The 21,300-nt window shown below is 62.8% G+C and carries 19 protein-coding genes and 1 pseudogene; 6 read left to right on the top strand and 14 right to left on the bottom strand.

All coding sequences use genetic code 11. From position 1 onward, the window contains the following. Positions 1-5 precede the first annotated feature (5 nt). The 5 genes from AC0969_RS17960 to AC0969_RS17980 form a co-directional block, all read right to left on the bottom strand. Positions 6-2,252, bottom strand: a complete 2,247-nt coding sequence (locus AC0969_RS17960; RefSeq protein WP_479625525.1) for a glycoside hydrolase family 2 protein — start codon at positions 2,250-2,252, stop codon at positions 6-8. A gap of 9 nt (positions 2,253-2,261) precedes the next feature. Continuing rightward, positions 2,262-3,074: a carbohydrate ABC transporter permease gene (locus tag AC0969_RS17965; RefSeq protein WP_479625526.1), complete on the bottom strand. Its 813-nt coding sequence runs from the start codon at positions 3,072-3,074 to the stop codon at positions 2,262-2,264. A 14-nt stretch (positions 3,075-3,088) separates the two neighbouring features. Continuing rightward, positions 3,089-3,970, bottom strand: a complete 882-nt coding sequence (locus AC0969_RS17970) for a carbohydrate ABC transporter permease (protein WP_479625527.1) — start codon at positions 3,968-3,970, stop codon at positions 3,089-3,091. Positions 3,971-4,035: 65 nt separating this feature from the next. Continuing rightward, positions 4,036-5,310, bottom strand: coding sequence for an ABC transporter substrate-binding protein (locus AC0969_RS17975; protein ID WP_479625528.1), 1,275 nt, complete (start codon positions 5,308-5,310; stop codon positions 4,036-4,038). Between the two features lie 324 nt (positions 5,311-5,634). Then, entirely contained in the window at positions 5,635-6,459 is an 825-nt protein-coding gene (locus AC0969_RS17980) for an HDOD domain-containing protein (protein ID WP_479625529.1), read from the bottom strand. Between the two features lie 259 nt (positions 6,460-6,718). Here AC0969_RS17980 and AC0969_RS17985 point away from each other — a divergent pair, with 259 nt between their 5' ends. Further along, complete coding sequence (locus AC0969_RS17985) at positions 6,719-7,567, top strand: HDOD domain-containing protein (protein ID WP_479625530.1); 849 nt, start codon at positions 6,719-6,721, stop codon at positions 7,565-7,567. 27 nt (positions 7,568-7,594) lie between these two features. On the opposite strand, the pseudogene AC0969_RS17990 reads toward AC0969_RS17985, so the two are convergent. Continuing rightward, positions 7,595-8,529, bottom strand: a pseudogene (locus tag AC0969_RS17990) (MurR/RpiR family transcriptional regulator). A 110-nt stretch (positions 8,530-8,639) separates the two neighbouring features. Between AC0969_RS17990 and AC0969_RS17995 the strand changes: the two are divergent. Further along, positions 8,640-9,905, top strand: coding sequence for an NAD(P)/FAD-dependent oxidoreductase (locus tag AC0969_RS17995; RefSeq protein ID WP_479625531.1), 1,266 nt, complete (start codon positions 8,640-8,642; stop codon positions 9,903-9,905). Continuing rightward, positions 9,902-10,864, top strand: coding sequence for a xylose isomerase (locus AC0969_RS18000; RefSeq protein WP_479625532.1), 963 nt, complete (start codon positions 9,902-9,904; stop codon positions 10,862-10,864). Before AC0969_RS17995 ends, AC0969_RS18000 begins: the two co-directional genes overlap by 4 nt. Before the next feature lie 67 nt (positions 10,865-10,931). Here the strand turns inward: AC0969_RS18000 and AC0969_RS18005 are convergent, their stop codons facing one another. Further along, positions 10,932-11,243 carry a MocE family 2Fe-2S type ferredoxin gene (locus AC0969_RS18005; protein WP_479625533.1) on the bottom strand — a complete coding sequence of 104 codons (312 nt, stop codon included), beginning with the start codon at positions 11,241-11,243 and terminating at the stop codon, positions 10,932-10,934. A gap of 18 nt (positions 11,244-11,261) precedes the next feature. Next, positions 11,262-12,248, bottom strand: coding sequence for a fatty acid desaturase (locus AC0969_RS18010; protein WP_479625534.1), 987 nt, complete (start codon positions 12,246-12,248; stop codon positions 11,262-11,264). Between the two features lie 108 nt (positions 12,249-12,356). Here AC0969_RS18010 and AC0969_RS18015 point away from each other — a divergent pair, with 108 nt between their 5' ends. Then, on the top strand, positions 12,357-13,415 hold the full coding sequence (locus tag AC0969_RS18015; RefSeq protein ID WP_479625535.1) for a LacI family DNA-binding transcriptional regulator: 1,059 nt from the start codon (positions 12,357-12,359) through the stop codon (positions 13,413-13,415). Between the two features lie 288 nt (positions 13,416-13,703). Here AC0969_RS18015 and AC0969_RS18020 read toward each other — a convergent pair whose 3' ends face one another. The 3 genes from AC0969_RS18020 to AC0969_RS18030 form a co-directional block, all read right to left on the bottom strand. Beyond that, positions 13,704-14,264, bottom strand: a complete 561-nt coding sequence (locus tag AC0969_RS18020; protein WP_479625536.1) for a hypothetical protein — start codon at positions 14,262-14,264, stop codon at positions 13,704-13,706. Between the two features lie 224 nt (positions 14,265-14,488). Beyond that, a complete protein-coding gene (locus tag AC0969_RS18025) occupies positions 14,489-14,803 on the bottom strand; it encodes a MocE family 2Fe-2S type ferredoxin (protein WP_479625537.1) in 315 nt (104 codons plus the stop codon). Between the two features lie 36 nt (positions 14,804-14,839). Next, entirely contained in the window at positions 14,840-15,919 is a 1,080-nt protein-coding gene (locus AC0969_RS18030) for a fatty acid desaturase family protein (protein ID WP_479625538.1), read from the bottom strand. A 118-nt stretch (positions 15,920-16,037) separates the two neighbouring features. Between AC0969_RS18030 and AC0969_RS18035 the strand changes: the two genes are divergently transcribed. Next, a complete protein-coding gene (locus AC0969_RS18035; protein ID WP_479625539.1) occupies positions 16,038-17,120 on the top strand; it encodes a LacI family DNA-binding transcriptional regulator in 1,083 nt (360 codons plus the stop codon). 142 nt (positions 17,121-17,262) lie between these two features. On the opposite strand, the gene AC0969_RS18040 is transcribed toward AC0969_RS18035, so the two are convergent. From AC0969_RS18040 to AC0969_RS18050, 3 genes are read right to left on the bottom strand one after another with little or no spacing between them, the layout of a single operon-like run. Beyond that, complete coding sequence (locus tag AC0969_RS18040; protein ID WP_479625540.1) at positions 17,263-17,730, bottom strand: heme-degrading domain-containing protein; 468 nt, start codon at positions 17,728-17,730, stop codon at positions 17,263-17,265. Positions 17,731-17,747: 17 nt separating this feature from the next. Continuing rightward, a complete protein-coding gene (locus AC0969_RS18045; protein WP_479625541.1) occupies positions 17,748-19,256 on the bottom strand; it encodes a GMC oxidoreductase in 1,509 nt (502 codons plus the stop codon). A 5-nt stretch (positions 19,257-19,261) separates the two neighbouring features. Next, positions 19,262-20,260 carry a Gfo/Idh/MocA family protein gene (locus AC0969_RS18050; RefSeq protein ID WP_479625542.1) on the bottom strand — a complete coding sequence of 333 codons (999 nt, stop codon included), beginning with the start codon at positions 20,258-20,260 and terminating at the stop codon, positions 19,262-19,264. A gap of 128 nt (positions 20,261-20,388) precedes the next feature. Between AC0969_RS18050 and AC0969_RS18055 the strand changes: the two genes are divergently transcribed. Continuing rightward, a complete protein-coding gene (locus tag AC0969_RS18055) occupies positions 20,389-21,261 on the top strand; it encodes a helix-turn-helix domain-containing protein (RefSeq protein ID WP_479625543.1) in 873 nt (290 codons plus the stop codon). Positions 21,262-21,300 lie beyond the last annotated feature (39 nt).

The following is a 21,300-nucleotide window of genomic DNA, read 5'->3' on the forward strand; positions in this document are numbered from 1 at the left end:
GCTCCTTACGCCGCTGTGAGCATCAAAACCTGGCGGCCCAACCGCCGGGTGGACACCACCACCTGGGTATCGGCGTGCGCCCCGGTGCTCTCCACCCAGAAGCCCGCCACACCGCCTTTGAACAGGATGAGTTCCGGCCCTAGCAGCTTGGCACCACCGGTCACTTCCACCGCCACCACGTCGTCTAAAAAGGGCAGCACGCGGCCACACTGGTCGAGGGCGCGCACGATAAAGCGCACCGCATCTTTTTCGCCCGCCAGCAACGTGGTGCTGTCGGCCACCACTTCCAGCGTGGTGGGCAAGGGGTTGCCACTGAGCGTGACACTGGCCACGGCCTGGCCATCCACAAAGCCGGTGAGGGTGCAGTCCAGCCACTGCATGCCCCAGGCCCCCACCTCGGCCATGTCCACCTGGCGGCTGTCGATGGTGACGGGGGCATACGGCAGGTGCGGGTACTTGGCGCGGTCGGGCTCGGCGCGCTTCACGGGGAAGTTGCCGAATTGAAATTCGAGGTAGTCGCAGTTGGTCAGCACCAGCAGGGGCAGCACCTCGCAGCGGTCTTTTTCGCCACGCGCCCAGTAGGTTACGGGCTCCAGCACCACCTGCTGTTGCGGCGGGCACTGGCTGGCGTAGACGGCGGCGGCAAACTTGGGCGCACGAAAGATGTCCATCACGCCGTGGTGGCAGATGCGGTCGCCCGCGCCGAAGTCTTTGTGGGTGTTGTAGTCGAACATGCACCAGCCGATGGCCCCGGCAATCTGCGGGTTGGCGTAGGCGGCGTTTAGCACCTCCAGGTGGCGGGTGGCGTGCTCGGCCTGGCGGTCTTCGGGGTCGATGCGCTTGGTGGGGTACATGTGGCCGTTGAACTCGGTCACCAGATACGGCACGTCATGGGCCAGGCCGGTCACGTCGCGGGTCTGGCGCAGCGGCGCGGGCGTGCGGCCGGGCAGCCAGTCGTCTGGGGCAATGTGGAAGAAGTCGTTCATGGTGTACACGTCTTCCAGCAGCTCGCTGTCTTCAATACAGCGCACGCCGCCGGTTTGGCGGGTGGTGTCCAGGGCGCGGGCCATGGCGTTGGTGCGGGCAAAAAAGTCGTGGTCGTCGCGGGATTCGTTGATGCGCACGCCCCACAGGATGATGCTGGGGTGGTTCCAGTCGCGCTGCACCATGCGGCGCACGTTCTCGACCGACTCGTCTTGCCAGACCGCACCGCCAATGTGCTGCCAGCCGGGAATCTCTTCAAACACCAGCAGTCCGATTTCGTCGCAGCGGTCCAGAAAATACGGCGACTGCGGGTAGTGCGAGGTGCGCGCCAAGTTGCAGTGCAGCTCGTTTTTGAGGATGTCGGCATCCAGCGCTTGCGCCCGGCGGCCCATCGCGTAGCCCACGTAAGGGTAGGACTGGTGGCGGTTCAGGCCGCAAATTTTCAGCAGCTGGCCGTTCAGGCGGAAACCGTCTGTCGCAAAACGCGCGGTACGAAAGCCGAAGCGGGCCTCCAGCGTGTCTTGGCCGTCTTGGGTGTCAATGTGCAGGGCCACGCGGTAGAGCTGGGGCGAGTCGAGTTCCCACAGCGCCAGACCGGCCAGACCACTGAACGCCACGCGCAGCGTGTCGCCCGCAAAGTCCACCGTCTGCTGGTGCAGAACCGTGCCGTCCAGCGCGCACAGTTCGGCCCGCGCCGTGCCGACCAGCGCCACGCCGCGTGGGTTGGCCAGGGTGGCTATTACCGTGACCGATTTGGCATCACTGAGCTCCAAGGCGGTCTCAATCTTGATGCGGGCAATCGACACCGCGTCGGTCACCTTGAGCCACACGTCGCGGTAGATGCCGGCGTAGGTCAGGTAGTCGATCTGGCCGCCGAAGGGCGGGATGTCGGGGTTTTCGCTGCCGTCGATCTTGACGGTGACGAGGTTCTCGCCCTCTTGCAGCAGCCCGGTCAGCCGCGCCTCAAAAGGCGTGTAGCCGTCGGCATGCTGCGCGACCTGCTGGCCGTTGACCCAGACCACCGTGTTGGCCATAGCGCCGTCGAACACCAAGGCCACTTCCTGGCCCTGGAAGGCGGGCTGCCAAGGCAGATTGAGCTGGTAGGCAAACTCTTTCTGAAAGCTTTTTTCGTCAAAATAATTCATCTCCAGATCGACCGCGTTGTGCGGCAGGCGCACGGTTTCGCCGGCCGTGGCATTCGCGATCAAATCCTGCGAAAAATCTACATGGAAAATCCAACCGTCATTTATTTTTTGAACCGAACGCATTTTTAAACCTTATTTAACTGAACCCAGCATGCCTTCAACAAACTGGCGTTGCATGGCAAAGAAAACCGCCAGTGTGGGCAAGGTCGCCATAATCGTGGCAACCATGATCACACCAAAATCGGGCGTATACGAAGAACCTAATGAAGACAAAACCAGGGTAATAGTTTTCAGCTCGCTCGACTGCAACACAATCAGCGGCCACAAGAAACTATTCCAGGTGGCCATAAACACAATAATAAAAGCGGCGGCATAGGTGGAGCGCATCACTGGTACATACACAAACAAGAATATCTGCCACTCCTTCAGGCCATCGACCCGCGCCGCATCGCGCAGCTCTGGGGGAAACGCCTTGGTGTTTTGCCGAAAGTAAAACACCATGTAGGCCGAGGCGATGGTGGGCAGAATCACCGCCATGTGGGTGTCCAGCAGGTCGAACGAGGCCAGCAAAATGAACAGCGGAATCATCAGCGTGGCAAAGGGCACCATCATCGACACCAAAATGCCCTGGTAAAACCGCTCGCGGGTGGGTGATTTAAAAACCTCGAACCCATAACCGGCCAGGGACGATACCAATAACGTCAACACCGAACCCAGCACGGCGATTTTGGCGGAATTCCAGAATATCTGCCCTACATCGAACAGCGCGGCGAATTTTTGGTAATTTTCAAATATAGCTGTACCAAAAGTTAATTTACCCTTGGTAATGTCATTACTCTCGTTGGTGGCGCTAATCAGCATCCACACAAATGGAAATATCGACAAAAATGCCATCGACCATAAAAACAGGTAAATGCAGGCCATGCGGATTTTTTCAAAGGACATATGCATGACTCCTGTTACTCTTTTTCCCGCGCCACATAAAACTGGAAGAACGCCAATATCGCCACCAGCACCACAATCACATACGACACCGTGGCCGCGTAGCCAAAGTTGGGAACAAATTTGAACGACAGGTTGTAGATGTAGAGCGACAGGGTGAGCGTGCTGTCGGCCGGGCCGCCGTTGGTGATGTTCATGGCCTCGTCAAACATTTGCAGCGTGCCAATGGTGGAGGTGACGGTGGTGAACAAGATCACCGGTTTCAGCACCGGAATGGTGATGGACAAAAACCGCCGCGTGGCCGATATGCCGTCGATGCGGGCGGCCTCGTAGATGGACTTGTCTACGTTTTGCATGGCCGCTAGGTAGAAGATCATGTTGTAGCCGGTCCAGCGCCAGGTGATGGCGGCAATCACCACCACCCGGGCCCAGAACGGGTCGGTCAACCAGGGCACGGGCTGGTCGATGATGCCCACCTGCAACAGCGTGGCGTTGACCAGACCGTCGTAAGAAAACATGCTCTTGAACAGCACCGAGTACGCCACCAGCGAGGTCACGCAGGGCAAGAACACAGCGGTGCGCAGCAGCCCCCGAAAGCGCAGATTCGGCATGTTCAGGCATGAGGCCATCACCAGCGCCAGCACGATCATGATGGGCACCTGCACGATGAGAAAAATGAAGGTATTGGTCAGCGCCCGCAGAAACATCGGGTCGCCCAGCAGCCGCTCCACATTGCCCAGCCCGATAAACCGCACCATGCTGCCCTGCCCCGCGTGCAGCGACATCCACAGCGATTTGCCAATCGGGTAGACCATGAAGGTGGCGATCAGCAGCAGCGCCGCCGACACAAACGCCCACCCATTGATATCAAAGAAGCGGTGCCTGTTTGCTTGCCGCATAAAAACTCCTGTAGACAAAAGCGACGAGGGCGACCCGATGGCCGCCCCCTATGCACCTCGCCGGGTTACTTCACTTGCGCGGCGAGTTGCTGCTGGATCTTGTCCAAGAGCTGGTCTACCGGCACGCCATTGGCCAGGGCGGGCAGTTGGGCCGACACAGCGGCATCGCCTTCGTAGGTGAACATGCCGTAGTTAACGCTGGGCACTTTTTCCAGCCAGTCGCTAAAGCGCAGCCACACCTGGGCACCGCCGAAGAACGGGTCGGCCTCGCTATAGGCCTTGCCCGCGCGGGAGGCCATCAGCGTGCCCACCGCGCCGCGCGAGGTCAGGATGCTTTGGTAGAAGTCCACGTCTTTGGCAAACACTTCATTCAAGAATTCGGCCGCCATGGCCTTTTCTTTGCCGCCCGCCAACACGTACCAGCTGGAGCCGCCCAGATTGGACGCATGGGTGGCACCCGCCACGTTCAGCTTGGGCGTGGGGGCCACGGCCCACAGGCCGGACTGGCTCTTTTCGGACTTGACCGCGCCGGTGATCCACACGCCGGTGGTGATGCTGGCCACGTCGCCCTTGTTCACCGCACCCACGTACTCGGCCCAGTTGGATACCGGCTTGACGATGCCGGACTTGAACAGCTTGGCCTGCACTTCCATAGCGGCCTTGAGGGCGGGGTTGCCCTTGATGTCAAGCTTGCCGTCTTTGTCGAAGTACCAGCGCCCGGCGGACTGCATCATTACGCGGATCAGGCCGTTGTCATTGGGGTCGATGCCCAGCATCTTTTTGCCGGTAACGGCCATCACCTTGCTACCGATCTCGATGTAGCGGTCCCAGGTGATGTTCTCCATGTCTTTCTCGGTAAAGCCAGCCTTGGCCAGCAAGTCCTTGCGGTAGTACATGCCGGTGACGCCCGAGTCAAAGGGCAGGCCGTAGGTTTTGCCGTCCACCGTCATCAGGTCCACCTTGTACTTGGCAAACCCGGCGTAGTTGACCTTGCCCGACAGGGGCTCGAACGAGCCGGGGAACGAGCGCAGGTATTTTTGTGCGTTGTAGTCTTCTACCAGCACGATGTCGGGCAGCGACTTGGTGACCCCCGAGGCCAGCGTGGTTTGCAGCTTTTGCTCCAGGTCGGCCTTGCTCATATCGACGATTTTGAAGGTGGCGTCGGGGTGCTTGGCGGTGTAGCGGGCGGCGGCATCTTTCATGATGGCGATGTTGAAGTTGGGGTCCCAGGCCCAGATGGTCACTTCCTTGGCCGATACCGTGGCGGCGGTCATCAGACCCATTGAGGCCAAAGCCAAAGCGGCCGCAGCCGAGGTGGTTTTACGTTGCGCAAAATGCATGGTGTTCTTTCGTCTCTTTGGAATAGTGCCTATGCCGCCACACCCCTTGGAGGGGGTTGTGGGTGGATGGCAAGGTGCAGATCACCGGGTCTAAGCCGCTGACCTTCATTAATATTACAAATAAACGCAGAGAAGTAGACCGGGGAATACCCTGTACCGCGAATTCTTCTCCTAAAGAAGGATGAAGCGCGCGCCCTTCATGCGCATTAGCCCCGCTACCGCCGCCCCAATCATCGTATTTTTTAAACAGTCGACGAAAAAATGCACGCCCAAACGAACCAGTCTGGGCGTGCATTAGGCGCACTAACGCAGCGAAGCTATCGTCTAAGCGAAGTCACCAGCCTCTTCAGGACCGGTCCACTCGATAGGGTTTTGCGTGCACAGACGCTCTGCGCCCTCGCTGCAGCCAATCGCATCGGCCACCCGGTGCGGGTATTCCGCCACCATGCTGGGGACATCCAGGTCCAGCTCGTGCGCGCGCCCGCCCCAGGATGCCAGGTACAAAATACCGGCGAGGGTATCGGCCTCGACATCCTCCTCCGGGTTTGAATGGTGCTGTATGGCATCCACAATTTCCTGTGGAAAGCGCCATTTAGCAGCAAACGCAGCCCCCACATCGGCATACGAATAACCCAAGTCCGCCACCTGGTTGGCATGGCGATTGCTGTCCGATGAGAAGTTAGCCTGCATGCAGGGCTGGTCGGGCATGGCCATCTTCATCACCAAATCGCCCACTCCGTGCAGCAACCCGGCAGTAAACGCCAGGCCTTTGTCTTGCCGCATCGAATCCGCCAGCGACTGGGCAATTTTGGCCACGTCCAGGCTGTGTCGCCAAAACTCGGGCATATCGACACCGGGCACCACCCGAAACGCCCCGCCCACCGCCGCCGCGCTGACCAACTGCTTGGTGGCCTTCAGGCCCAGCAGCGGAATGGCCGCCTCCATCGTGCCGATGCGGCCACCACTGCCGAAGCGGGCCGAGTTGAGCAGCCGCAGCACGCGCACCGTGAGCCCCATTTCGCCCGACACCAGCGCGGTGATCTCGCGGATATTTGGTTCGGGCTTTTGGAACTCGCCAAAGATGAGCGCCACCGTCACCGGCAGGGACGGAATCAAGGTATCGGATGCAACCAGTTGTTCAAATTTCATGGGAGTCTTCTCGGTTAATTCTTCGTTAATGGCCTGCTGGCGGGGCTTGCGATTCAGCGTACTAAAGGTATCTCAATATAGTCTCTTTCGCGTTCCGCGAACGCCCCTGCAAGCCCCAAGTACGCCACTGGGCGATACCGGGGGAATGCCGCAAACTGAAACTTATTTGATAGCAGCCACCGCAGGTAGACCCTGCACTAAAGGCCGATTTAACCCCAAGCATTGGCGGATTGTGGACACGTGCAGTACATTGGCAACCATGCCCACCTTCCCGCCCTCGCCCCTCACCCTGCCGCTCGCCGACCTGCCCGCCTGGACGCGTTACTGCGTGGCGACTGAGATTCCCGTGCTGGCACAAACCGCCCGGGCCCTGGAAACCTTGCGCGGCATCGAAGACGACGTGGATGCCGCCATGCTGGCCAAAATTATCCAAAACGACCCCCTGATGTCCATCAAGGTCATGGCCCTGGTGGCCAGCAAACGCCGCCCCACCGACTCCAGCAAAACCGAAACCATCACCGGTGCACTGGTGATGCTGGGGATTGCCCCGTTCTTTCGCCACTTTGGCCCGCAGCCCACGCTGGAGGACCACCTGGCCAGCCAACCACTGGCCTTGGAAGCTCTGCGCGAACTGTTCCTGCGGGCCGAACGCGCCCGGCTGTTTGCGCTGGGCTTTGCCGTACACCGCGCCGATATGGATGTAGACGTGATCCTGCACGCCGCTTTTCTGCATGATTTTGCCGAGATGCTGCTGTGGTGCCATGCCCCGGAGCTGGCACTGTCGATCCAGGCGGCACAGCGCGCCGACCCCACGCTGCGCAGCGCAGCGGTCCAGCAAACAGTGCTGAACATCGAGCTGGACGACCTGGCCCAAGAGCTCATGCGGCACTGGCACCTGCCCGCCTTGCTGGTCCGCATCAGCGATACCCGCAATGCCGACCAGGCCAATGTGCTCAATGTGGTGCTGGCCGTGCGCGTGGCCCGCCACACCATGCACGGCTGGGACAACCCCGCGCTGCCCGACGATGTAGACGCCATCGCCGAATTACTGAACGCCACACCCCGGATTGCGCTGGCCTATCTGCACAAGATCGTTGCCGATTTGTAATTGACGGCAGGATTTAAAGCTATTAAATTAATAGCTACTAGCGCATATGCAATATGCGCCAGAGCCCTTTTTTTTATAAATACCAGCTACGCCACCGTGCTGTTTGGCGTGGTCGTCTGGTACGGCAGCTCCAGCATGTAGGCCAGCGCAATGAACAAACTTTGCGCCAGCCCCATCGTGCTGTTCAGCGATCTAAAGCCGAAGGTCGAGTTGTCTTGCACCACCAGCGCCACCTGGGCCAGCTTGGCCAGCGGACTCATGCGACTGTCGGTAATGGCGATCAGGCGGGCACCGCGCTCTACCGCCATTTTGGCCACGGCAATCGTCTCGTCGGCGTAGGGGGCGAACGAGATCACCAGCATCACGTCGTCTTTGCGCACCGAGCGCATTTGGCCCAGGTGCATGCTGCCCAGCGCCGACACCAGGCCGATGCGTTTGTCGGTGTGCTGCAAGGCGTAATCCAGGTACACCGCTACCGGAAACGAGCGGCGGGACGCGGCAATCCAGATGCTGTCGGCAGCGGCCAGAAGGTCTACGGCTTTCTTGAAGGTGGGGCCGTGCAGGCTGCTTTGCAGCTCTTGCATACCGGCAATGCTGCCGGCCATAAATTCGTGGGCGATCTCCACACTAGACAGGCTGCCCGCGCCGGACTCGATCACATCGCGGATGCGGGTTTTGTAGTTGCGTGCCGGGGCCAGCTGGCGCGACAGGCCCTCGCGGAAGATGGCCTGCATTTCCGAAAAACCCGTAAACCCGAAGTGCTTGGCAAACCGCACCACCGCCGAGGGCTGCACCCCGCACTGCGAGGCCACCTGCTGGATGCCGTCCAGCCCGATGTGGTGACGGTTGAGCTCCACGTGGCGGGCGATTACCTTGAGCTGCTTGCTCAGGGCCTCGTATTCGCCGGTGATGCGCTTGATCAGCTGGTCAACGCTGAGCTGCTGGACCTTGTCAACGGCCATAAACGCCTTCGTGTAAAAATATTTTCATTATTAATTTTAAATAGAAATTTTCTGTTATTTTTGGGCGTGCGTTCGTATAATTATTTTCTATTTTCACGCGGTAACCCCCCATGCAAACCCCCGATAGTACGTCCCACGCCCCTATGGTTATCGTCGGCGCAGGCCATTGCGGTGGCCGTGCTGCCATGGCGCTGCGCAGCGCGGGCTGGCAAGGCGGCATCCACCTGGTGGGCGACGAGCCGCACCCCCCGTACGAGCGCCCGCCCCTGTCCAAAGGCCTGCTCACCGGCGACACCAGCGCCGCCGCCTGCACCCTGCTCGCCGATGCCGACCTGCTGAATGCACGCATTACCCGCCATGTCACGCGGGTGACAGCCATCGACGCAACGGCCCGCCGCATCACCCTGTCCAACGGCCAGACCCTGGCCTACCAGTCGCTGCTGCTGGCCACCGGCGGCCAGGTGCGCACGCTGACCATACCCGGCGGTGACCTGCCCGAAGTGTTTACCCTGCGCAACCTGGGCGATGCAGCCGCGCTGGCCCCGCGCCTGACCCCGGGCCAACGCCTGCTGGTGGTGGGCGGCGGCTTCATCGGGCTGGAGGTGGCCGCGTCCGCCCGCACGCTGGGCTGCGAGGTCACGGTGGTCGAGGGCGCACCGCGCCTGATGGGCCGCGCCGTGCCCGAGCCAGTGGCCGAGCGCGCGCTGGCCCTGCACCGCGCCCAAGGCGTGCGCGTGCTGCTGGGGGCCAGCCCGCAGAGCATTAACCGCACCGCCACCGGGCTGCGCATGGACCTGGCCGACGGCAGCAGTGTGGAGGCCGACACCGTGCTGGCCGGTATTGGCATCGTGCCCGACCTGGCCCTGCCCCAGGCCGCCGGGCTGGCCGTGGGGCGCGGCGTGCAGGTCAACGCGCAACTGCAAACCAGCGCAGCGGGCATTTTTTCGGCGGGAGATGTGGCCGAATTTCCCAGCGTGCTGTCGGGCCAGCTGGTGCGGCAAGAAACCTGGCACAACGCCGAAACCCAGGCCGCCATTGCCGCGCAGAACATGCTGGGCGGCATTAACGGTGCGTTGGCCGCGTACACCACCCTGCCCTGGTTCTGGTCCGACCAGTACGACCACCAGTTGCAGGTGATGGGCGAGCCCGCCCTGGCCGCCAGCTGCGCCACCCGCACGCTAGACGAGGATGGTGGCATGGTCATCTTCTACCTGGACGCAGCCAACCGCCTGGTCGGCGCCTGTGGCTGGGGCCAAACCAGCCGCGTCGCCAAAGAACTGAAACTGGCCCGCACCCTGGTGGAAAGACGCACCACCGCCAGCGCCGACGTTCTCAGCGATCCCGCCACCAAACTCAAGAGCCTGCTCAAGCCATGACCGCTAATTTGCCCATCGGCATCAACATGGACGGTGTGCTGCACCACGACGGCCTGCCCACACCCGATGCTGCAACCCGCTTTGCCTGGATACGTGACAGCGGTGCGTTTGACTACATCGAAAAAAACCACAACCCCGCCGAAGACTTTGCGCCCTACTTCGATCTGGTGCAGGAATACGGCGTGCCGATTGGCGTGTTCGGCGGCATCTTCTGCGCCGGGCGGGATGAGGCACGCATGCGCTGGTGCGTGGCCACAGGCGGCCAACTGGGGGCCAAGGTATTCAACATGCAACTGTTCGCCCGGCGGGCCAATGGCGCGGCCATCACCGACCAGCAGGTGGCCGACTTCTTTCTGGATGCCATGGACCACGGCGCACCGGTCGGCTGCCTGCCCAGCCTGGAAGTGCACGTGGACATGTGGAGCGAAGAGTTTGCCCGTGTGGAGCGCGTGGCCGAGCTGCTGGCGCGCCGCCACGCCCCGCTGCGCATCACGCTGGACCATTCGCACCTGGTCTTCAAGATGGACCACCCTCACGAGCTGGCTCTGAGCGGCCTGACCGATGCGGACAGCCGGAACATCCTGCCCGCCTTCTACCGCCAATGGCTGGCCGAGGGCTGGGTGGCCCACGCCCACACCCGCAGCGTGGCGCCCGGCGTGCCGCACAACAAAGCCATGGAGCGCCAACCCGGCCAGCCCGGCCGCGCCATCCAGTACCCGTTCATCCAGCCCCCGGCGGGCACGTTCCACAGCGACTGGGATGCGCACAAGCTGGAGCCCTGGAAGCAGGCCGTGCGCGAGCTGCTGGCGGCCATGCACGCCCAACCGGCCAGCACGCCGCAGCGCATCAGCTGCGAATTCATCCCGTTTGCAGACTATGGCGGCGGCGGGCGCTATTCGATCTGGGACAACAACATCGCCTGCGCCCACTGGCTGCGGGAAGAGTGGCAAAAAATTTAAATCTGCGAATAAAAAGAGCTGCTAGTGCAGGTACCACCTGCGCTAGCAGCTCTTTATTTAATAGCACTTAGCCTAGCTGCACCAGTACCTGCCCGCATTCGATCTTGGCCGGATACGTCTTCAAATTCACGCACACCGGGGCCCCCAGCGCCCGCCCGTCGCGGATGTCGAAGCGGCCGTTGTGCTTGGGGCACTCCACCACGTGCTCCATCACCAGGCCGTCGGCCAAGTGCACTTTTTCGTGGGTGCACAGGCCGTCGGTGGCGTAGACCTTGTCGTTGTAGCGGTACACGGCGTAGGTGTGGTGGTTGTGGTCAAAACGCATCACGTCTTCGTCGTCGATGTCGTCCAAAGCGCAAACGGTGGTCCAGTGGGTCATGGGTGTTTCCTGGGGTGATCAAGCAGATGCCACGGCCACAGCAGCCCGGCGCTGGCGCAGCAGGGCGGGCAGGATCTCGCGCCAGGCCGACCACAGGCTGGTGTGGGGTGCGGGGCATTGGCTGCGGATGGCGGCGTGCAACTGGGGCAGTGCGTGGTAGGGCACCATGGGGAAGGTGTGGTGCTCCAGGTGGTAGTTCATGTTGGCGTACAGAAAGCGAAACACCGGGTTGGTGTGGAAGCTGCGGGTGCTTTCGCGGTGGTCGTGCACGTTCTCCTCCAGCCCGGTGTGCTGGGTCAGGTTGAATATCTGCGCCAGCGCGCCGCCATAAAAGCGCGGGGCCACCACCAGTACCAGGGGCAACACGCTATGCATCAGCACGCAGGCGGCCAGCAGCGCCAGGAAGATGGCGACATACACGCGGGATGCACGGATCACCTTGGGCCGCTCGGCCTCGGGGATGAAATGCAGGCCATCCGGCGTGATCTGGCCGCAGGCATGGCGCACGATGTTGGCGATCTGCATCGCGCCAGACTTGAGGAAGAACAGGTCCAGCAGCAGGCCGCCCAGGCGCACCGGCTGGTGCACGGTGATTTCGGCATCGCGCCCCACCATCAGGGTGTGGGTGTGGTGGCGGGTGTGGCTCCAGCGCCAGTAGTGCCCCTCGTGCAGCGTCATGAAGCCTGCGAGTTGGTAGAACGCCTCGTTGAGCCAGCGCGTCTTGAAAGGCGTGCCGTGCGACAGCTCGTGCGCCCGGTGGTCGGCAGACGCGTACAAGATGCCGTACACCGCAAACGCAGACAGGCACCACCACGTGCCCCAGGTCAGCACCCCTGCCGTGCCGCTGGCCAGCAGCAGCGCCAGCCACAGACCGTAGTTCCATAGGCTGTGGCGGTCGTTGCGCTGCATCAGTTGCTTGAGCAGCTTGCGGTCGATGCTGGGGCTGAACCAGGGTGTGGTGTCTGCCGCATCGGCATCACCGCGCAAGGCGTAGGGGTTGGTCATGCAAGGTCTCCGGGTGGTTGTGGTGTGCATGCATGGTAGGTGCGCCATCCCCAAATTTGACGGCCATTCGGCATTTCATGGCATAAACTGGCATACCCAATGACAGATATGTCAAACATACCCGCATCCACCCAATCGACACCTTCCTCCCGCGCCACCATGGCCGATGTGGCCCGCGCCGCCGGGGTCAGCCCGTCCACCGTAGACCGGGTGCTGAACGCCCGCGTGCCGGTGCGCAGCGACACCGCCGACCGCATCCACGCAGCGGCCCAAGCGCTGGGCTACCACCCGGTGGGCATCATCCGCGCCCGCCTGCAAGAGGTGCGGCCCAAGCGCACGCTGGGCTTTTTGCTGCAGCAGCGCAGCTCGGCCTTCTACAGCGGCCTGGCCGATGCACTGGCCACCGCCACGCAGGCCAGCGCGCAGATGCAGGGCCGGGCCGTGGTGCGGTTTCTGGACGACCTGGCCCCCCAGGCGGTATGTGCGCAACTGGCGCAATTGGCCCAGTCCTGCGACGCGTTGGCGCTGGTGGCCGCCGACCACCCCCACATCCACGCCGCCATTGCTCAGCTGCGGGCGCAGGGCAAGCCGGTGTTTGCCCTGGTGTCCGACCTGGACGCACCCGAGCGCGCAGGCTACGCCGGGCTGGACAACCGGCGCGTGGGCCGCACCGCAGCGGGATTCATCACCCGGCAGGCCGCGCAGCCGGGGCAGATCGGCATCTTTGTGGGCAGCCACCGCTACCAGTGCCAGGAGCTGTGCGAGATGAGTTTTCGCTCGTATGTGCGCGAGCACGCCCCCGGCTTTGAAGTGCTGGAGCCGGTGGTGACGCTGGAGAGCGACCACTACGCCCAGGAAGCCACGCGCGACCTGCTGCAGCGCTACCCCGACCTGGTGGGCGTATACGTGGGCGGCGGCGGCATTGACGGCGTGCTGCAGGCCCTGCGCGACCATGTGGATCGCCAGCCGGGCATGCCCCTGGTGGCGGTGGCGCACGACCTCACGCCCACCACCCGCGAGGCCCTGGTGGGTGGCTACTTGCAGGCGGTGCTGTCACATCCCCTGCCGCTGCTGGCCGAGCGCCTAGTCCGGGCGATGGCCGAGCCGGTGTCAGCCACCCAGCAGATTGTGGTGCCGCTGGACATCCATACTCCGGAGAGTGTATGAAATCGGCTGCTCGTGCTTATTCCATAAGCACGAGCAGCTACTTATTCAATAGCATCTGGTTTTGGGGCTTTGTGGGCAGAGTACAGCCCTTACCGAGTTTTTCCATGGAGGAAGACACCCGTAACGACAAGCCTTCATGCAGTCGTGCGCAAGCTGATCGAGTGATGATCCGGGAGGCAGACAACGACTGGAAAGTCGGTTCATACAAGTCGGCCTCGGGTCCGAAGTTCATCTCCCTTCGAATCCACGCAAAAAACTGTTCCGTCTCGTTATGGGGTGAAAGTCTTGTTAGGTCCAGAGCTTCCACCAAGGCTTCTTCGGCCGCAGGTCGATCAGTAGCTGAAACGGCGTAGCGTCGAAGTCAGGGTCATCTTCGTCGTGTCGATAGCCGGCAACATCCTTGGCCATCATGAGCGGAATGTCCATGAGGAAAATGCCTTCAAGCTTGTCGCTATCGTCTGGTACTGCCGCAGCATGCAGGGTATGAAACAGGTCAGGCAGCGTGCCGGACCCATGCAGCGAATCCGGCGTGCGATCGGCCGAATACTCTACCTGCCAAACCCGCACGCCGTCGTGCCAGAGTTCAGCCAATGAAAAACCAACATGCTCTTCTATGGAGCAGGCGATGGCGTGGCACCCCTTGGACACGGCACGCATACTCTCCGGCTCGATGATTCGGTGATTGCACTGTCCGGCCGCGACTAGGAACCATTGCTTGGGCAAGACATGGCTGGCCACGGCATCGAACGGAAAACCGCATGTCTTCTCGGTGACGCCTAGTGAAAGTCGCGAAAGAACTTCCGCAGGTGGCAAGGCTTCAATGGCAGTCCAGGCAAAAGAAATTCCCATAATGAGGCATTCCGCAGGGGAAGTTATACCCGCAAGTGCCAGTGCATTTTTCCACAGCCTGAACCCCGAAATGGGTGTTTCATTTCCCACAGAAAGAAACCCGCATGTCGATCTACCTTGCGATGGGGCTACGGCCGCTGATGGCCGAAAGCGGCCTCTGTATATCTCAACGCCCCATGCTGAAGCCGGGCGGATTGACGCTATAGCGCAGCGGGCTGCCGCCGTCACGTACCCAGCTGCACCAGCACCTGCCCGCCTTCGATCTTGGCCGGATAGGTCTTCAAATTCACGCACACCGGTACGCCCAAGGCGCGGCCATCGCGGATGTCGAAGCGGCCGTTGTGCTTGGGGCACTCCACCACGTGCTCCATCACCAGGCCATCTGCCAAATGTACTTTTTCGTGGGTACACAGGCCGTCGGTGGCGTAGACCTTGTTCTGGTAGCGGTACACGGCGTAGGTGTGCTGCTGGTGGTCAAAGCGCATCACGTCTTCGTCGTCGATATCGTCCAAAGCGCAAACTTCGGTCCAAGCGGTCATGGGGGTGTCTCCTAATCGTTATGTAATTTATTGAATTCAAGGGGCGGTTACAGGCATTTGGCGCACCACGTAATAGTGCGGGTCTTTGGCTTGTTTGAGCAGCGCGGGAATGATCTCGCGGTAGGCGGCTACGGTGCCGCTGTAGGCAGGTGGGCAGTCGTCTTTGATGGCCTCGTGCAACTGGGGTAGCGCGTGGAACGGCACCATGGGGAACATGTGGTGTTCGACGTGGTAGTTCATGTTCCAGTACAGAAAGCGGAACACCGGGTTCATGGTGACGGTGCGGCAGTTCTTGCGGTGGTCGAGCACGTTTTCGGGTAGCCCGGCATGCTGGGTCAGGCCGAAGAAGGTGTACAGCCAGGTGCCGCCCATCACGGGCAGTAGGCCAAACAAGACCAAGGGCAACCAGCTTTCAAAATAGATAGCGCTGCCGATCAGTGCTGCGTACAGCACCACCCAGACGCGGGCATCCATGACCATCTTTGGCCACTCCATTTCAGGCACAAACGTCTTCTCTTCTTCGCCCAGCAGGCCGCACGCATTGCGCAGCACGCGCCACAGTTCACGCGGGCCGGATTTGAGGGAGAACAGGTTGAGAAAGGTGCCGAACAGATCGGTGGGCAGCGGCACGGCGACTTCGGGGTCGCGGCCTGTGACCAGGGTGTCGGTGTGGTGGCGGGCATGGCTCCACTTCCACACGCTGGGGCGGCGCAGCACCTGGAAGCAGGCCATCTGGTAGAGCACATCGTTCATCCAGCGGGTTTTGAAGGCGGTGCCGTGGCCGGACTCGTGCCAGCGCGAATCGGCCGGGCCGGTGTACAGCGTGGCGTAGACAAAGAAGGCCAACCAGGCCCAGGCCGTGCCCCAGGTAGCGACCAGCACGGCACCGGCGGCAATGATCAGCGCGTACCAAAGAATAGTGTCGCGGATGCCTTGCGCGTCTTCGCGCTGCATCAGCTGCTTCATGCGGGCGCGGGGCACGGCGCATTTGTACCAGCTGGCGTTGACCAGCCCGGCAGCTTTGGCACGTTCGCCAGCACCGGAGATCAGGTGGTAGTCGTCCTGGGTGCGGGTCCAATTGGGACCCGCAAAGGCGGTCGATTCGGTGGTGGGCATGGGGCGTGTCTCTCGTTTTGTGCTGCGGATGGCGGATGCTAAAACCAATGCCCCTCGCCGTGTGATGCAAAACATCAAAAACCATCAATTCGTATCAAAAACTATCATTTCCACTGGGATGAAACTTGCATTTATGGCAGCAGATGCGATGATGCGGCCCATGAAACCCAAAGTCACCCTGCATGACGTAGCCGAGGCCGCAGGCGTCAGCACCGCCACCGTAGACCGCGTGCTCAACAGCCGCCTGCCGGTGCGCGAAGGCACTACGCTGCGTGTCATCGCCGCCGCCGAAAAGCTGGGCTACCACGCCGTGGGCCTGATGCGGGCCCGGCTGAAAGAACGCGTGCCGGTGCGGCATCTGGGCTTTTGCCTGCAAAAGCGCAACGACCATTTCTACCAAACCCTGGCCGCCGCGCTGCAACAGGCTAGCGCGCAGAACCAGCCCGAAACCTGCATCGCCCACATCACGTTCATGGACGCGCTGGAACCGGCGGCGATTGCCGCGCAGTTGCTGGAGCTGGGCGCACAAGTAGACGCGCTGGCCGTAGTGGCGGTGGACCACCCGCACGTCACCGCTGCGGTGGAGGCGCTGTATGCACAAGGCAAGCCCTGCTTTGCGCTGCTGAGCGACATTAGCGCGCCGCACCGGGCGGGCTACATCGGGCTGGACAACCGCCAGCGCGGCCGCACCGCCGCCTGGGCCATCAGCCGCCTGAACCGGCAAACCACGGGCGAAGTGGCGGTGTTTGTGGGCAGCCACCGCTACCTGGGGCATGAGCTGGCCGAGATCAGCTTTCGCTCTTACCTGCGCGAGAACGCGCCCGGCTTCAAGGTGCTGGACACGTTGGTGAACCTGGAAGACCCGCAGCTGGCCTACGAGGCCACGCTGGAGCTATTGGCCCGCCACCCCGCGCTGGTGGGCCTGCACCTGACCGGCGGCGGCGGCGCGGGCGTGGTCCGGGCATTGCGCGAAGATGCTGCGGACCGCCAACTGGTGGTGGTGTGCAACGAGCTGAACGCCACCACCCGCGCCGCGCTGATCGACGGCGTGGTGGACCTGGTGATCCACACCCCGCAAGAGCGTCTGGCCCAGACGGCAGTGGCCCAGATGCTGGCCGCCACCCTGCCCGGTGCGGTGGTCGCCGGGCCGCAACAAAAGCTGCTGGCAATGGACCTGTTCACACCGGAGAACATGGACTAAATGTAGGCATACCCCCAGGCTGCGCTGCGCTACGCCCACCCCCTTGCAGGGGGCGATACCAGTGGCCTGGCAAAGCCAGTTCCACGGTATCTCTGGAAGGGGTGTCTCCACGCTGCATGTCGGCGTTGGAGGCTGCAAACACTCAAACCAAAGTTTGCAGGACCGCCACCGCCAAGGCGTGGTCCTCGGCCTGCGGCAGGCCTGACACCGTGACCGTACCCACGACCTGGCCCACGCCCCGGATACGCAACGGGAACGCGCCGCCGTGGGCCGCGTACTCGCGCGGGTCCAGGCCGGTGGCGGCATCAAAATCGCTGCCCTGGCTGCGGTACAGCGTGCCCATGTAGAACGAGCTGCGGGCAAAGCGGCGCACCACATTGTTTTTACGGCGCACCCAGTCCACGTTATCAGGGTTGCAGCCCTCCATGGCGTGCTGGAACAGCTGCAGGTCGCCCATGCGGATGTCCACCATTACCGACTGGCCGGCTTGCCGCGCCGCGTTCACGATGCCCAGGCCCAGGTGCAGGGCGGTCTCGCTGGTAAAGCGGCAAAATTGCAGAGCTTCTTCTTGCTGCAGCAGTTCTTGCAGCAGGGTTTTTTCGTCGTCCATCGTCCATCTCTCCAGGTTTAAAAAGTCGCCAAATGCTTGCGCACGTATTTTCCTACCCGCAGACCCTGGGCCGCCACGGTCAGCGCCGGATTCAGCGCCGCCGACGACGGGAAGAAGCTGGCATCGACCACAAACAGGTTCGGATGGTCGTAGGCGCGGCACCAGGGGTCCAGCGCGGCCTGCGCCGGGTCACTGCCCATGCGCACCGTGCCGCACTGGTGCGAAGGGGTGTCGATGCCAAACGGGCGACTTAGCACCACCGGGAAGCCCAGGCTGCGCAGCAACGCCTTGGTGCGCGCCACCAGCGCGGCGTGGCTGGCCATGTTGGTGCGCTGCCAGTGCAGTTGCGCGCTGCCGTCGGCCAGCGGGCGGATGGTGCTGTCACGGTGCGGCAGGTCTTCGGACATGGCCAGCCAGTCCACGCTATGGCGGGTTAGCAGGCGGCCGGCCCAGCGCGGCAGCAGCGGCATGGCCGAGCGCACCATCGGTTCCTGGATGTTGCCCAGCATCTGGATGTGGCCCAGCGGCGTGGGGTGTTCGGGAATGCCATCGTAAAAGTCGTTCAGCGCCAGGGTTTTGGTGAAGCGCGTGGTGTTTTCAGTCCACGGCAGCATGCCCATCAGGCAGCTGGTGTTGTGGTTCATGTAATAGCGGCCCACGCTGTCCGAGCGGTTGGCCAGGCCGCGCGGGTGCTGGCTATTGGCCGAGCGCTGCAACAGCAAGGCCGAGTTGATGGCCCCGGCGCTCAGGATGAACAGCGGCGCGCGGATGGTTTGCACCTGGCCCTGGTGCAGTAGTTCGGCGGCCACGATGCGCCGGCCCTGGGCATCGGTGATCAGGCGCAGCACCTGGCTGCCGGTTTGCAGGGTGACGTTGGGGTGTTGCAAGGCCGGGTCGATGAGCCGAGTTTCGGCATCGCCCTTGGCCCCTACGGCACAGGGAAAGGCATCGCAGGTGCCACAGCGCACGCAGCTGCCACCCGGGTGCAGGTCTACCGCCGACGGCATGTGGAACGGGTGCAGGCCCTGACCTGCCAGCTTGTCGGCCAGCGCGCCAATCAGCGGCTCGTGCGGGATGGCGGCGTGCGGGTAGGCACTGGTGCGCGGCGGCTCGGTAGGATCCTGCCCGGCCTGGCCGTGCACGCCAAACACACGCTCGGCCTCGGCGTAGTACGGCTCCAGGTCGGCGTAGGTGATGGGCCAGGCGGGCGAGGTGCCGTCGGCATGTTCGGTGGCCTCGAAGTCGCGTTCGCGCAGGCGGAACATCGCCGTGCCGTAGAACTTGGTGTGCCCGCCCACAAAGTAGTACTGGCCGGGCTGGAAGGGTTGGCCCGCGCCGTCCAGCCAGCGCTCGGGGGCACGGTAGCGGCGCTGGGCAAAAACAGCTTCGGCATCGGTGTTCTGCGGCTCACGCGGCAGGCGTTCGCCGCGCTCCAGCATCAGGATGCGGGCCCCGGTGCTGGCCAGGCTGCGCGCCATGGCCCCGCCGCCCACGCCGGAGCCGATGATGACGATGTCTGCATCCATCGCGTTTAAATTTTCGGTACCGGGGTGCTGTGCCCAGTGCGCGCCGCCTCCAGCACCGCCAGCGCGGCGGCCAGCGAGCGCAGGCCATCTTCGCCGGTAGCCGCAGGTGCGCCCTGCCCAAGCACTGCGCGGTTAAAGGCGGCCAGCGAATGCGCGTACAGGTTGTGCGGCTCCACCGCCACCACGCGCTCGCCGTCCGCCGTGCGCAGCCGCACCTCGCCCACAGGCCGCTGCGTCATCACGTCGCGCCCCACCAGGGAGCCCAGGCTGCCGTGGATCTCGATGCCGGTGCCCGCATGTGGCACGTTGAAGGCATCGTGTAACTGCGCCAGCACGCCGTTGTCAAAGCGCAGCACGGCCATCACGCCATCGGCCAGCGGGCCTGCAGTAGGGGTCATGGCGATGGCTTCCACCGGTTCGGCATCCAGCAAAAAGCGCAGGGTATCGGCATCGTGCACAGTGATGTCCAGCACCACGCCGCCGCCCGCGTCGGCATTGTTGACCCGCCAGCCTTGCAGGTGCGCGGGCAGTTGCACGGCATGGAACACGCGGGCAAACAGCGGCGTGCCGATGGCCCCGCTGCGGATGAGGTCGCGCATGGCCTGGTGCGTGGCCGCGTTGCGCAGGTGGTGGTTGGTGCCCAGCGCTACCCCAGCGTTTTTGCAGGCCGCCACGATGGCCTGTCCGTCCGCAAGGTTCATGGCCAGCGGTTTTTCGCACAGCACATGCTTGCCCGCAGCGGCGGCGGCAATGGCCTGCGCAGCGTGCAACTCGTTGGTGGTGCTGATGTAGACCGCCCCCACCGCCGGGTCGGCCAGCAGCGCGTCGAGTGCGGTGTACGACTGTGCAATGCCGTGGGCCGCCGCGTAGTCTGTGCCGCGCTGGGCGTCACTGCTCAGCACGGCGGCCACCGTGTTGCCCGGCTGGGCGCGGATCGCGTCGATCATCCATTCGTGTGCAATAGTGCTTGCGCCGATCAATCCCCAACCCAATGTGTGTGCCATCGTGTATTCCTTATGTTGTGGGCCAAAGTTTAGGAAAACGCCGCGTCTGGGCTGGCAGAAAAATCGCAGGTTTTTGTACTATTACCGCATCTCTATCCGTAGCACTGCGCCAATTGCATAATTCGGCCATGCAAGCCTGGTTTGAACAAGTCACCCTCAGCAGCGGCCAGTCGTGGACGCTGTTTGACCGGCAGTTGCCTGCATTTCCGTTCAATTGGCACTACCACCCCGAGTTCGAGCTGACCCTGACGCTCAACAGCAGCGGCCAGCGCTTCGTGGGCGACCACGTGGGCCAGTACGGCGATGCGGACCTGGTGCTGGTAGGCCCGAACCTGCCCCACGCTTGGCAGTCGCGCGCCGCGCTAGACCCCTTGCTGCCGCACCGCGCCCTGGTGCTGTGGTTCCAGCCGCAATGGGCTTACGGCCTGACCCAGCCCTACCCGGAGCTGGACAGCATCGTGCCGCTGCTTACCGATGCACGCCGGGGCGTGGCCTTCAGCGCGGACACGGTCGCAACGGTGCTGCCCCGGTTGCTGGCGCTGGTGGACATGGCTCCGGCGCAGCGCTGGCTGGGCCTGGTCGAGGTGCTGTTGCTACTGGCCGCCGACCGCCAACGCCAACTGCTGGCCCTGCAAGGCTTTGCCAGCGACAAGCTGCCGCGCGACCGGGCACGGCTGGACCGGGTGCTGGCACATCTGCATGCTCACTATGCAGAACCTATCCGATTAGAAATGCTGGCTGGGCTGGCGGCCATGAGCCCAAGCCAGTTGCAGCGGGCCTTCAAGCGCAGCACCCGCAGCACCGTCAGCGGCTACCTGGCGCAACTGCGCATTGGCCACGCCTGCGCCCTGCTGCTGGACGGGGAGCGCCCGATTGCCCAGATCGCCGAGGCCACCGGCTACAGCCAAGCAAGCTTCTTTACCAGGCAGTTCCGGGCACTCAAGGGCATGACCCCTCTAGGGTTTCGGCGCAAATTTCGGGCTACCGCAAGCAACGGCTGACCCCACAGCAAAACGCCGCAGCTGTGGTGCAGACGCGGC

Source organism: Rhodoferax sp. LB1P47 (assembly GCF_056521445.1).

Coding starts and splice junctions, on each gene's coding strand:
- AC0969_RS18035 (WP_479625539.1), top strand. CDS start 16,038: ATGAAACTTGCATTTATGGCAGCAGATGCGATGATGCGGCCCATGAAA.
- AC0969_RS18040 (WP_479625540.1), bottom strand. CDS start 17,730: ATGGACGACGAAAAAACCCTGCTGCAAGAACTGCTGCAGCAAGAAGAA.
- AC0969_RS17975 (WP_479625528.1), bottom strand. CDS start 5,310: ATGCATTTTGCGCAACGTAAAACCACCTCGGCTGCGGCCGCTTTGGCT.
- AC0969_RS17995 (WP_479625531.1), top strand. CDS start 8,640: ATGCAAACCCCCGATAGTACGTCCCACGCCCCTATGGTTATCGTCGGC.
- AC0969_RS17960 (WP_479625525.1), bottom strand. CDS start 2,252: ATGCGTTCGGTTCAAAAAATAAATGACGGTTGGATTTTCCATGTAGAT.
- AC0969_RS18050 (WP_479625542.1), bottom strand. CDS start 20,260: ATGGCACACACATTGGGTTGGGGATTGATCGGCGCAAGCACTATTGCA.
- AC0969_RS17970 (WP_479625527.1), bottom strand. CDS start 3,970: ATGCGGCAAGCAAACAGGCACCGCTTCTTTGATATCAATGGGTGGGCG.
- AC0969_RS18030 (WP_479625538.1), bottom strand. CDS start 15,919: ATGCCCACCACCGAATCGACCGCCTTTGCGGGTCCCAATTGGACCCGC.
- AC0969_RS17965 (WP_479625526.1), bottom strand. CDS start 3,074: ATGTCCTTTGAAAAAATCCGCATGGCCTGCATTTACCTGTTTTTATGG.
- AC0969_RS18025 (WP_479625537.1), bottom strand. CDS start 14,803: ATGACCGCTTGGACCGAAGTTTGCGCTTTGGACGATATCGACGACGAA.
- AC0969_RS18055 (WP_479625543.1), top strand. CDS start 20,389: ATGCAAGCCTGGTTTGAACAAGTCACCCTCAGCAGCGGCCAGTCGTGG.
- AC0969_RS18005 (WP_479625533.1), bottom strand. CDS start 11,243: ATGACCCACTGGACCACCGTTTGCGCTTTGGACGACATCGACGACGAA.
- AC0969_RS18010 (WP_479625534.1), bottom strand. CDS start 12,248: ATGACCAACCCCTACGCCTTGCGCGGTGATGCCGATGCGGCAGACACC.
- AC0969_RS17980 (WP_479625529.1), bottom strand. CDS start 6,459: ATGAAATTTGAACAACTGGTTGCATCCGATACCTTGATTCCGTCCCTG.
- AC0969_RS18000 (WP_479625532.1), top strand. CDS start 9,902: ATGACCGCTAATTTGCCCATCGGCATCAACATGGACGGTGTGCTGCAC.
- AC0969_RS18045 (WP_479625541.1), bottom strand. CDS start 19,256: ATGGATGCAGACATCGTCATCATCGGCTCCGGCGTGGGCGGCGGGGCC.
- AC0969_RS18020 (WP_479625536.1), bottom strand. CDS start 14,264: ATGGGAATTTCTTTTGCCTGGACTGCCATTGAAGCCTTGCCACCTGCG.
- AC0969_RS18015 (WP_479625535.1), top strand. CDS start 12,357: ATGTCAAACATACCCGCATCCACCCAATCGACACCTTCCTCCCGCGCC.
- AC0969_RS17985 (WP_479625530.1), top strand. CDS start 6,719: ATGCCCACCTTCCCGCCCTCGCCCCTCACCCTGCCGCTCGCCGACCTG.